The following is an 11,551-nucleotide window of genomic DNA, read 5'->3' on the forward strand; positions in this document are numbered from 1 at the left end:
GGGGTGCGCCTACCGTGGAGGGGTGGGCGGCGCAGTCGTGACGCTGTTCCTGTGCGGTGACGTGATGCTCGGGCGCGGCGTCGACCAGATCCTCGCGCACCCCGGTGACCCGGCACTGCGGGAGGCGTACGTCGAGGACGCCCGGTCCTACGTCCGGCTGGCGGAGTCGGCGCACGGCCCGGTGCCCGCGCCGGTGGCCGCGGCGTGGCCGTGGGGTGCGGTGCTGCGGGTGCTCGACGAGGCCGCCCCGGACGCCCGGATCGTGAATCTGGAGACCTCGGTGACGCGCGCCGCCACGTTCGCCCCCGGCAAGGAGATCCACTACCGCATGCACCCGGCGAACCTGCCGGCCCTGGCGGTGGTCCGGCCGGACGTGACCGTTCTCGCCAACAACCACGTCCTCGACTTCGGCCGGCAGGGACTGCTGGAGACCCTGGACACCCTGGCCCGGGCGGGCCTGCGGACGGCGGGCGCGGGACGCGACGCCGGCGCGGCGTACGCACCCGCCGTCGTCCCGCTCGCCGGCGGCCGCCGCCTGCCGGTGTGCGCCCTCGGGGCGCACTCCAGCGGCATCCCGTCCGGCTGGGCGGCGACGGCGGACCGGCCGGGCGTCGCGTATCTGCCCGATCTCTCGCCGGCCGCGGCCGAAGCCGTGGTGCGGCGGCTGGTCCGGTCCGGTGACCTCACCGTGGTGTCCGTGCACTGGGGCTCGAACTGGGGGTACCGCGTCCCGCGGGAGCAGGTCCGCTTCGCGCACGCTTTGATCGACGGCGGAGCCGACGTCGTCCACGGGCACTCCTCGCACCACCCCCGCCCGGTGGAGGTGTACCGGGACCGGCTGATCCTCTACGGCTGCGGCGACTTCGTCGACGACTACGAGGGCATCTCCGGCCACGAGGAGTACCGCGACGACCTGCGTCTGGCCTTCCTCGTGTCGGTCGAGGCGGACAGCGGCCGGCTGGCGGGGCTGCGCATGGTGCCGCTGCGGGTCCGGCGGATGCGGCTGGAGCCCGCGTCCGGGGAGGAGCGTGCCTGGCTGCGCAGCACACTGGACCGGATCAGCGGCGGGGTGGCGGTGCGGGAGGCGGCGGACGGTTCGCTGGTGCTCGCGGCGGCGCCGGCCGCGTGACGTCGGTGGACGAGGGGCACCGACAAGGGAGGCCTGCGTGTGAGGCCGACGTGTGAGGGCGACGTGTGAGGCTCCAGTGTCAGGGCCGCCTCTGAAGCCGAAGCGGGAGGTCAGCCCGCCCACGCCACCAGCCGCTCGCGGCTCTCCGGCTCCCGCAGCCGGGCGAGCGACTCCTTCTCCAGCTGGCGCACCCGCTCCCGGGTCAGACCGACCCGTCCGGCGACCTCGTTCAGCGTGCGGGTGTGCCCGTCGTGCAGTCCGTAGCGCAGGCTGAGGATCATGGCCTCGCGGGGCGCCAGCGTGCCGACGGCCTCACGCAGTTCCTCGGCGAGCGCCCGGAACTCGGCCACCTCCGGGGCCTGGAGGACCTCGGTGTCGGCGATGAGGTCGCCGACGACGGTCTCGCCCTTCTCGTCGACCGGGGTGTCCAGGCTGACCGCGTCCCGTCCGACGTGGCGCAGCCAGCCGATCCGGTCCTCGGTGAGGCCGCTCTCCCGGGCCACCTCCTCGAGGCTCGGCTCACGCTCCAGGTCGAGCCGCAGCCGCCGCTCGATCTTGCCTATCTTCTGCAGCTGCTCCACGACGTGCATCGGCAGCCGGACGGAGCGCGCGTGCGCGGCCAGGCCCCGCTCGATCGCCTGCCGGATCCACCAGGTGGCGTACGTGGAGAACTTGAAGCCCTTGGTGTGGTCGAACTTCTCCACGGCGCGGATCAGCCCCAGATTGCCCTCCTGGATGACGTCCAGCAGGGGCAGACCGCGGTGGGCGTGCCGTTTGGCCATGGACACCACGAGCCGGAGGTTGGCCCGGACCATGTGGTCCTTGGCGGCCTGCCCGTCGCGGACGGCCTCCTCCAGCTCGCTGCGCCGCCTCGCCGTGATCTCGTGTTCGCCGGCGTCGGCCCGGTCCAGTTCCTCCAGCGCCTGTACGCCGGTCTCCATCCGCTTGGCCAGGCGTACCTCGTCCTCCGCGGTGAGCAGCGCCGTCGCCGAGATCTGCGCGAGGTACTGGCCGAGAAGGTCCGGCTCTTCGTCCGGCTCGGGGATGCGGCTGCGCAGCCGGGCGGTGCGGACGGGGCCGCGCCGGTCCTCGCGGGCGTCCGTGGCGGGGTCTTCTGCCAGGGGAGACATCGTCGGGTTCCTCCCTCTCCCGTCTCGTTCCGGCTCGCCTTGGCGGGTACCCGGGGCAATCCCCCCGAACCGTGTGCTCCGGATGCCTCGGGGGTACCCCGGGGCACATGACCGGCATCGAACTCAGCAGCGACGCGTTCAACGACCATTCCTTCATCGCGCGCCGGTACGCGTACGAGGGACCCAACGTCTCTCCGCCGCTGACCTGGAGCGGCGTACCGGACGACGCGGCGGAGCTGGTCCTGCTGTGCGAGGACCCCGACGCCCCGTCGGGCACCTTCGCGCACTGGGTCGTGGTCGGCATCGACCCGCACAGCGACGGCGTCGAGGCCGGACAGGTCCCACCCGGCGGCACGGAGCTCGTCAACGGCTACGGCCAGCACGGCTGGGGCGGCCCGCACCCCCCGCCGGGTGACGACGCCCACCACTACTTCTTCCGGCTCTACGCGCTGGCCGAGCCGTGTGTCCTGCCCGACGCGCCGCGCGCGGACCAGGTGCACGAGGAGGTCGACAAGCGCCGCCTCGCGGACGGGACGCTGGTGGGGCTGTACCAGCGCTGAGCCGCACACCCGCACCGCCGCGTCACAACGGTCGGTTGTGACGCCGGTGCCGGTCGGTGGTTTGCCCGGCCGGCCCGCTCTCGCTTGGATGACTCCCGGACAACGCCGGGTTGTCCACGGGAGCGGGGAGTGCGCCGGGTATGGCGGGCAGACGGCCGCTGGGGCGGCGGTTCGGGTGGCTGTGGGGCGCGTACGCGGTCAGCACGGCCGGGACATGGCTCGCGTTCGACGCGTTCGCCCTCATCGCGGTCCTGGCCCTGGACGCCGGACCGGCGCAGGTGTCGTTGCTGGCCGCGGTGGGGCCCGCGGTCGGCGCGGCGGTGTCCGTGCCTCTCGGGCCGTGGGTGGAGATCCGCCGCAAGCGGCCGGTGATGATGGCGACGGACCTGGTCCGGTGCGCGGTCCTGCTGAGCATCCCCGTGGCGTTCGCGCTCGGCCGGCTCACCTTCGGCCAGTTGCTGCTGGTGTCGGTGGCCGTGGCGGCGGCCGACATCACCTTCAACGCGGCGGCCGGGGCGTTCCTGAAGGACCTGTTGCCGCGGCAGGACCTGCTGGTGGCGAACGGGCGGTTCGAGGCGACGACCTGGACCGCCAGCATGGTCGGCCCGCCGCTGGGCGGGGCCGCGATCAGCCTGTTCGGTCCCGTGACGACGGTGGTGGCCGACGCGGTGAGCTATCTGCTCTCGGCGCTCGGCCTCCGGGCGATCGGCGACGCCGAGAAGCGCCCCGCGCGACCGCACCCCGCGGTGACCCGGCCGGGGGACCTGCTGGAGGGCTGGCGCCACATCCTGGCCGATCCGGCACTGCGCCCGCTCTTCTTCAACTCGCTCGTGGTGAACTCCCTGATCATGGCTGCATCCCCGCCGCTGCTGATCCTCATGGTGGACGACCTGCACTTCGCCCCGTGGCAGTACGCCCTGGCCTTCGCGGTCCCCTGCACCGGCGGCCTGCTCGGCTCCCGCCTGGCCCCGCGCCTCGTCGCTCGCCACGGCCGGTACCGGGTCCTGCTCACCGCCGGGGTACTGCGGGCCTGCTGGTCGATCGGCCTGGCCTTCACCGGCCCCGGCACGCCCGGTCTGGTCCTGGTCATGCTGGTCGAGTTCGGCCTGATCACCTGCTGCGCCGTGTTCAACCCCGTCCTCGCCACCCACCGTCTCGACCGCACCCCCACCGGCCGGGTCACCCGCACCCTGGCCGCCTGGTCGGCCACCGGCAAGGCCGCCACCGCGATGGTCACCGCCCTGTGGGGCGTACTGGCCGCCTGGACCGGTCCCCGGGCGGCCATCGCACTGGCCGGCGCCCTGCTCCTGCTCACACCGCTGCTGCTGCCCCGCCGGGATCGCACGCCGGAGGCCGGCCCCGAACGGGCGGGCGTCGCAGTGGAGTCGGACCGCGGCTGACCGTCGTGGCGCGCTCGCCCGGTGGGTCCGGAACGGACGCGGCAGCGCCCCCGCCCCGGACCGCCCGGTCCGGCTCAGACCGCCCCGGGCACCTCCTCCGTGACGCCGTTCAGCTCGGAGGCCGGATCCGTGCCGTAGGGGCGGGTGAGGATCTCCAGGCCGTGGCCCGCCGGGTCGAGGAAGTAGACGCCCCGGCCGCCGTCGTTGCGGTTGATGCGGCGGGGGTGGTTGCCGTGCGGGTCGGCCTGGAGGGGGACGCGGGCCTCGACCAGGCGGGCCAGGGCCTGGTCGAACTCTTCCTCGGAGACGAGGAACGCGTAGTGCTGCATGGGGATGTCGGCGTCGATGGTGAGGAAGTCCAGCGTGACGCCGTTGGCGGTGGTCACCGGCAGGAAGACCCCGGTCGGTGCCCCGACCTCCAGTCCCAGGATCTCGGCGAGGAAACGAGCGGACTTCTCCCGGTCACGGGACAGGACAATGGTGTGATTGAACTCGACTGACACGGCTGAATGCCTCCACGGGCATCTCCGCGGCGCCTCCATGCCTCACCCGGACGGTGACCGGCACGCGATGCCGCGCGCGGTGGATCGTAGACAGCGGCAGCCGGTGTCGTCGAGGTGTTTTTTCGGCCGTGTCGGAGCTCCGGTGAACGTCTCGCGGAACGGCGCGTACGGGTGGTGCGCCCGAAGGGGCGGACCGGAGTGCCGGCCGGCCCCGTGCGGCGTGCGGTGCGGCTCAGTACCAGCCGGTGTTCACCAGGTCGTGGCCGTCGCAGGCGAGCAGGGCCCGCGAGACGCGGCCGTTGAGGTTGTTGCCCATCTGCGTGTAGGCGTAGTTGATGCCGGAGTCGACGGTCTCCGAGACCCAGCCGTCGGTGCGGCCCGTGCCGTTGTCGGAGCGCTGCAGTACGGCCTCGCAGCCGGGCCGGGAGTTCTCGATCCGGGCGTACGAGCCGCACTTGTCGGAGTAGAAGTACTTCAGGGCCATGCCCTCGAAGTACTTGGTGGCTCCGATCTGCCGGAACGTTCCCGAGCAGAACGTGGTGGTGGGGTACTGCCCCTCCTGCCCGTAGAACCCGTAGTTGCCGCCCGAGTACGGCTGGGCCTGGGCGGTGGTCGGAAGGAGCGCCATCACCGCGGCGGCGCCCCCCGCGGCCAGCAGTGTCGTGAGTGATCGGCGGCTCATGAGCCCTCTTTCGTGTGTCGGCGGGTGGAACGGTCGTGCGCGCCGGCCGGCCCCCGGCCGCCGTCGCTCGCTGGTCGTGACCGTACGGGGCGTCACCGCACCACCGGTACCTGACACTTATCAGGGTCGGCGCCCGAGGCGCCGCGCTCCCATGGAGCCCTGACATTCGTCAGGACCGCCCGCCCCGCCCCCGCTCCTATCGTGACTCCGCGGTCCGAGGCTCCGTCGGGCCACCGGGCGATCCAGGAAGGGCAACCATGCGCATGCTCCTGCGCGGCGCCGCCGCGCTCGCGGCCGTCGTCACGGTCGCATCACTCACGAGCGGTGCGTCGGCACAGCCCCGGACGGGCGGGGCGGTGGAGGGCGCCGGGACCGTCCGGTCCCCGGCAGCCGCGCAGATCCCGCCCGGCGTCACCGCCGGCGTGGCCGTCTTCGACCGCCGGACCGGCACATTCACCGAACAGGTCGAGGTGAGCAGGCAGTTCCGCTCCGCCTCGGTCGTCAAGCTGCTGCTGGTGCTGGACTTCCTGTGGGACCGCGGACCCGACTACACCATTCCCGCGGCCGACCGCGCCCGGCTGGAGCCGATGCTGCGCGGCAGCGACGACAACGCCGCGAACCACTACTGGTCGACGTACGGCGGTTCGGCGATCATCGACCGGATGACCGCCGAGCCCGCGCTCGGCCTGCGCGACACGGCGCCACCGCCCCCCGGCTACGAGGGTTTCTGGGGCTACACGGCCATCTCCGCGCGGGACACGGTGGCGATCTACCGGTACATCCTGGAGAAGGCCCCCGCGCCCGTCCGGGACTTCATCATGGACAACCTGCGCCGCTCCACCCGCTGCTCCGCCACCGACCACTTCGACCAGCACTTCGGCATCGCGGGCTCGTTCGACAAGCCCTGGGCGGTGAAGCAGGGCTGGTCCGGGAAGTACGCGAAGGGCACCTGCGGCCCCCAGGCCACGGCTTCGGGAACACAGGCGGAGTCAGCCGCCCCTGCTCCCCGCGCCGCCACGGCCGTCGACCTCACTTCGCCCGCACTGCACACCACCGGCACGGTGGGCGCGGACGACCGCGCGATCGTGGCGGTGCTGACGCTGCACCAGGCCGGCACGTCGTACGGCAAGGCGTACACCGACATCGGCCGGCTGACCCGCTCGCTGAACGTGCCGGGCGGGGTACGGCCCGCCGGCACCTGGTTCGGCACCTGGGGTGAGTTCGTGAACGTCCGCAGGGGTCCGGCCACGGGCGGGGACCGGCTGACGCAACTCCCCGCCGGCGTCGAGGTGCTGGTGGGCTGCCAGACCCGGGGGGAGACGGTGAGTGTGCCGCCCTACACCAACGACTGGTGGGCCTATCTGCCCCAGTACGGCGGCTACATCTCCAACATCTACATCAGCTCGCCGGACAACCGGCTGCCGAACGTCCCGGAGTGCGGCTGATCGCGGCCGGGGCGGGAACGGGGGACGAGCGGTGGGCGGGGCTGCGGCCTCGCCCACCGCTCGCGTTCGCGCGGCTCAGCGCTCGTACTCGGCGAGGTAGCGCATCACCTTGTCGACGTGCGGTCTCACCCGCTCCGGTACGCCGCGCTCCTCGATGACCGTGCGGTCACTGGTGCGGTAGCCGGCCGCGACGAGCGCGGGAAGGTCCTTCTTCGGCAGGCCCGCCTGCTTGAAGCGCTGGTCGAGCCAGCACACGTACAGGCTCATGGTGGAGATCGCGTCCGGCGGCGACATGTGGTCCTTGTCGCCGTCGCCGTCCCCGTCCACCGCCCAGGCGCGGAACACCGACGGCGTCCACATGGCGATGCCGTACTCCTCGCTCTGCGGGCGGGAGGCCTTCGGGTCGAAGTTGCTCTCCGCCTTGATCAGCGCGGCGAGCAGGGCGGGTGTGATCTCCTCGTCGGTGCAGCGGTGAGCCGCGCGGGCGATGACGGGGCGCAGGGCCTCGGGTACGTCGGAGTCCTCGGGTATCTCACCGGCCGGCGGGCTGGGGGTGCCGGCGACGGTGTGGGTGTCGCGGTCGCGGTCGTCGTCCCGGGTGCCGCCGCCTCCCCCGAGCAGGGCCGCTCCGGCGACCCCGGCGGCGGCCAGGACGACGACGAGCCCGGCCGCGACGGCCGGCGCCCTGCGTCTTCGGCGGTGGGGGCCGCCCGTGATGGCCTCGATCCGGGAGGCGACACCGGCGGCCGTGTGCGGGAGGCGGGCGGCGTGGTCCGGGGCGAGGCAGTCGGCGATGAGCCGGCGCATCTCCTCGTCGAGGCCGGCGTCGAGCCGCAGGGGTGCGGTGCCGCGTGCGTAGGACTGGGCCGCGAGCGAGCGGGCGCGGGCCGTCGCGCCCGGGAAGGGATGGAGTCCGCCGGTGAGGACCTGGTGGGCGAGGACGCCGAAGGCCCAGATGTCGGCGGTGGGCCGGACGACGGCGCCCTGGGTGCCGGTGCGCTGCGACCACCACTCGGGCGGCAGGTGGTCGAGGGTGCCGAGCGGCGGCAAGTGGGCGTGGGTGCCGTCGAGTTCGGCGGCCAGGCCGAAGTCCGCGAGCCATACCCGGCCGCCCGGGCCCAGCAGGACGTTGGCGGGTTTGAGGTCGCCGTGCACCCAGCCGGCGTCGTGCATGTGGGCGAGTCCCGCGGCCACTCCGCGCAGGACGCGGACGGCGTCCGCGATCGGCCCGCCGGTGTCCGCGGCGTCCAGGACGTCCCGCAGGCTGGCCTCGGCGCGGTCCATGACCAGCGCGATCGCGCCGTCCAGAGCGGGCAGTTCCGGTGCTTGCAGGGTGCGCACGGCGTGGGTGCGGACGAGATGGGGGTGGTCGGCCTCCGCGCTGAACCGGACCTCGCGCGCGACGAGTTCACCGAGTGCCGCGCGCTGGCCGGGGCCGAGGGCGCCGGTCGGGAGCACCTTCACCGCGACGGGCGTGCCGTCGGCGACCGTACGGGCCTCGTACACCGTTCCCCAGCCACCGGAGCCGATGACCGCGCCCAGCTCCCAGCCGTCGATGCGGAAGCCCTCCGGGAGTCCGGCCGGGCGGGGCGCCTCCAGCTCGCCGTCCTGTTGCTCCGGTGTGGTCATGCGCCTGCCTCCAGCGGACCGGTGAGGCGGGCGGCGCCCCGGGGCGGCAGCAGACCGAGGTGCTCCTCGCGGACCAGGCCGAAGCGCAGGGCGACGGAGGCGAGCCGGGTGCGTTTGGCGCCGGTGCGGCCGCCGTCGGTCGCGGCCGTGGCCTCCTCGCCGAGTTCCAGGCGCAGTTTGGCGAAGGCGAGGTAGTCGATGTGGTAGTTGACGGCGGAGCGCGTCAGGTCCCGGCAGGACTCCAGGGGCCGCAGCCGCTCCACGATCTGGCCGACACCGGGCAGCGCCGAGTCGGAGGGGTCGCGCAGCCGGGGCTCGCACAGGGCCACCAGGACGAGGAAGTACTTCGACGTCGGGTCCAGGGCGAAGGGGTGGACGGTCTGTTCGCCGCCGCCCGGCACGGACTGCTCACCGAGGTAGGCGTGCTGGGGTGCGAACACCTTGAACGTGGCGGTGCCGGACAGGGCGGGCAGCACGACGCGGGAGAACTCGAAGGGCACGGGCGCCCCGAGCCGCCCGGGCGCGACGGTGAGGTACTCGCCGGCCCCCTCCAGGTTCTCCACGACGTAGGACACGCTGCGACTGAAGTTGGACAGCCGCCAGTAGTCCCCCGCTGCCTCCAGCTGCCCGGCGCGGCGGGAGATCCCGGGGTCGGCCAGGACGATGCGGACCCCCGCCCCGCCGCGTCCGAAGTCCGCGATGTCCCCCGGCCCCAGGTGGATCAGCTCGGGACTGCCCGTCTCGTCCCCGCCCTCCTGGGCGGTGCCGGGCAACTGCACGATGATCGTTTCCATGCGGACTCCCCCGCTGATGTCGCCCCCGATTTGGTCGCGAGGATTGTACGGGCGGTGTCCGCGTCCCGCGGAGGAGGCGCAGCCGCGTCAGCGGACGCGTTCCGGCCCTCGCGCGCGGCAGGCACGGCGTCGACTCCGACGTCAGCACCTGCCGTCCGCGGCGAGCGCATGGTTCCACCGGTACGTCACGAGCGGACCGGTCACGTCCGGCAGGTCGACCCAGGACTCGACGGCGCCCTGCGCCCGCACTCTTCGTCACGCCGTGCGTGGCCTCGCGGTTCCCCTGCTCCCGGGCGCGGTGGACGGGTGTCCGCGTCGCCGACGACCCCGGTGCCGCGTTCGGCGGGCAGCGGCGCGAACACACCTGTGCCGCAGCCGATGTCGAGGCCCGGCGAGCCGCGGATGCCGGAAGCACTCGTGAGCCATGGCCCGACGGTCCGCAGGGCGACTGCGTGCGGTCGTCCGTCCCCGTTCAGCCTCCGAGGCAGATGACGAGCAGGCAGAGCTCCTTGGACTTCGGGTCGGAGGGGGACGTCTCGGGCGGAGTCGTCGCCGCGGGCGGGGGTGTCGAGGAGGACTCCGGCTGCTGTGCGTCCGAGCCGGACGCGGCGGCCGGGGGTGCTGCCGGTTCGGTGGCCGTGGAACCGGAAGAGCCCGACGAACCCGATGAACCCGATGAACCCGATGAACCGATGCTGCCGGTGGCCGCGTCGACGGTGTCCCTGACGGTCTTGCCGGGCGCGGTCGTCAGCGGGAGTTCGCGGGGTGCCGCGGCTGCGTCCGTCCGCGTGTCCGTCGGCGTGGTGCGGGGGTCGGCGGACCGGGACCGCTGGTGGCGCGAGGCCCGGTCGGTGTGCGACGGGTCGGTGGAGGCGGCACGCGGGGCGTCCTGCCGGCTCGACGTCGGTTCGGTGACGGTCGGCGCCTCCCCCAGGGCGCCGCCCATGGTGGTGTCCTCGGGCGTCGCGGACGCCTGCACTCCGGGCTTCGCGTTGCCGTTCATCGCGGCGACCGTCAGACCGCCTCCGACGAGCGCGACGGCCGTCGCCACCACGGCCCGCCGCTGGTTCTTCTTCCAGCGGGCCAGCTGGCGCCGCCGGGCCGCCCGCCCCGCCGGCCGGGCTTCGTACCCCTCGGCAGCGTCGGCATCCGAAGCGTCGGGGGCGTCGGAGGAGTCGTGGGCGGCCGAGGAGTCATGGGCGGCGGCCGAGCCGGGGCCGTCCTGGGTGTGCGCGGGGGTCTGGTCCCACACGGTGCCGTCGTGCCAGCTGCCGAGGCCTGCCGGGTACTCCCAGGAAGCCGGTCCGCCCGGGTCCGTTGCGGGCCCGCGGTCCGGGCCGGGGCGGCTGCCGAGGACGGAGGGGGCGATGTCCGGGGCATAGGCGCCGCACCCCGGGCAGACCAAGGCGCCGTTGAGGTGCCGACGACACGACGAGCAGTAGTCCATGTGTGGTGTTCCCGATCTGGCTGTTCCGGCGGCTCGCCGGCCGCTGCCTGGTCACGTTCGCACGTGGGATCGAGCCGTAACGCTAACGAGACTTTGAAAGGGCGGTGTGCAGTCTGTGTGACATCCCTGCACAGATCCTCTGGATCTCACGTGTGCCACAAGCGACGCGTGAGTAAAAGAGTCGCCCCATGGGAACGCTCGGGCCCCCTCCGCCACGGAGCCCGCCCCTCCGCTCGCGGCGCCCCTCAACTCCCCCGATTTTCCTGGCAATCGGCGCACAACCCTTTGAACACCCGGGCAGTCACACCATGCAGGAGCAACCACCTCGAAGAGTTGCATGGGGGAAATATGCGATTCACCCGTTCCATCCTGGCGGCGTCCGCCGTGGCGGCGCTGTCCGTGGGATCGATGACCGCCCTGGCGTCGCCGGCCTCGGCCGCGCCCAACACCACTCCGCAGAAGGTCTGCGGCAGTGGGTACAAGACGGTCAACTCCGCGACCGTCGGCTCGTTGGGGACCGTCTACCTGACCTACAACGCCTCCAACGGCAAGAACTGCGTCACGACCATCCGCAACAACCCGGGCACGAAGGTGAGCATGTCCGCCTGGGTGTCCGTCCCGGACACCGAGCAGAGCGACTACGACGAGGGCCTGTTCACGTCGTACGCCGGACCGACCTACGCCTACGGCAAGGGCCACTGCGTGGACTGGGGCGGCGGCATCGCCAACACGTACGTGCAGGTGTACGGCTCCAACTGCGGCTCCCTGAAGGAGCACCGGGTCACCTTCACCCGCTGACCCCCTCCGGCCGGGCTCCACGGGCGACCGTGGA

General features: G+C 73.2%; 11 protein-coding genes. 5 read left to right on the forward strand and 6 right to left on the reverse strand.

Annotated features, from left to right (window positions below):
* Window positions 1-22: 22 nt before the first annotated feature.
* Complete coding sequence (locus AB0F04_RS00545) at window positions 23-1,129, forward strand: CapA family protein (protein ID WP_362036178.1); 1,107 nt, start codon at window positions 23-25, stop codon at window positions 1,127-1,129.
* Between the two features lie 110 nt (window positions 1,130-1,239).
* Here AB0F04_RS00545 and AB0F04_RS00550 read toward each other — a convergent pair whose 3' ends face one another.
* Window positions 1,240-2,259 (reverse strand): sigma-70 family RNA polymerase sigma factor, encoded by a 1,020-nt coding sequence (locus tag AB0F04_RS00550; protein WP_362036180.1) that lies wholly within the window; start codon window positions 2,257-2,259, stop codon window positions 1,240-1,242.
* A 107-nt stretch (window positions 2,260-2,366) separates the two neighbouring features.
* Between AB0F04_RS00550 and AB0F04_RS00555 the strand changes: the two genes are divergently transcribed.
* Both AB0F04_RS00555 and AB0F04_RS00560 read left to right on the forward strand, forming a co-directional pair.
* Window positions 2,367-2,819 (forward strand): YbhB/YbcL family Raf kinase inhibitor-like protein, encoded by a 453-nt coding sequence (locus AB0F04_RS00555; RefSeq protein WP_362036182.1) that lies wholly within the window; start codon window positions 2,367-2,369, stop codon window positions 2,817-2,819.
* A gap of 140 nt (window positions 2,820-2,959) precedes the next feature.
* A complete protein-coding gene (locus AB0F04_RS00560) occupies window positions 2,960-4,219 on the forward strand; it encodes an MFS transporter (protein WP_362036183.1) in 1,260 nt (419 codons plus the stop codon).
* A gap of 74 nt (window positions 4,220-4,293) precedes the next feature.
* Here the strand turns inward: AB0F04_RS00560 and AB0F04_RS00565 are convergent, their stop codons facing one another.
* Window positions 4,294-4,722: a VOC family protein gene (locus tag AB0F04_RS00565; RefSeq protein ID WP_362036185.1), complete on the reverse strand. Its 429-nt coding sequence runs from the start codon at window positions 4,720-4,722 to the stop codon at window positions 4,294-4,296.
* 232 nt (window positions 4,723-4,954) lie between these two features.
* Complete coding sequence (locus AB0F04_RS00570; protein WP_362036187.1) at window positions 4,955-5,404, reverse strand: hypothetical protein; 450 nt, start codon at window positions 5,402-5,404, stop codon at window positions 4,955-4,957.
* 257 nt (window positions 5,405-5,661) lie between these two features.
* Between AB0F04_RS00570 and AB0F04_RS00575 the strand changes: the two genes are divergently transcribed.
* Window positions 5,662-6,849, forward strand: a complete 1,188-nt coding sequence (locus AB0F04_RS00575) for a hypothetical protein (RefSeq protein WP_362036189.1) — start codon at window positions 5,662-5,664, stop codon at window positions 6,847-6,849.
* A gap of 75 nt (window positions 6,850-6,924) precedes the next feature.
* Here the strand turns inward: AB0F04_RS00575 and AB0F04_RS00580 are convergent, their stop codons facing one another.
* From AB0F04_RS00580 to AB0F04_RS00590, 3 genes are all read right to left on the reverse strand, one after another.
* Entirely contained in the window at window positions 6,925-8,478 is a 1,554-nt protein-coding gene (locus tag AB0F04_RS00580) for a serine/threonine-protein kinase (RefSeq protein ID WP_362036191.1), read from the reverse strand.
* A complete protein-coding gene (locus tag AB0F04_RS00585; protein WP_362036194.1) occupies window positions 8,475-9,272 on the reverse strand; it encodes a serine/threonine protein kinase in 798 nt (265 codons plus the stop codon). Before AB0F04_RS00585 ends, AB0F04_RS00580 begins: the two co-directional genes overlap by 4 nt.
* Before the next feature lie 472 nt (window positions 9,273-9,744).
* Window positions 9,745-10,719 carry a hypothetical protein gene (locus AB0F04_RS00590; RefSeq protein WP_362036196.1) on the reverse strand — a complete coding sequence of 325 codons (975 nt, stop codon included), beginning with the start codon at window positions 10,717-10,719 and terminating at the stop codon, window positions 9,745-9,747.
* A gap of 348 nt (window positions 10,720-11,067) precedes the next feature.
* On the opposite strand from AB0F04_RS00590, the gene AB0F04_RS00595 reads away from it, so the two are divergent.
* Entirely contained in the window at window positions 11,068-11,517 is a 450-nt protein-coding gene (locus AB0F04_RS00595; protein ID WP_362036198.1) for a spore-associated protein, read from the forward strand.
* Window positions 11,518-11,551: the final 34 nt, after the last annotated feature.

Origin of the sequence: Streptomyces sp. NPDC029041, from assembly GCF_040637515.1 — a bacterium.
Taxonomy (GTDB): Bacteria; Actinomycetota; Actinomycetes; order Streptomycetales; family Streptomycetaceae; genus Streptomyces.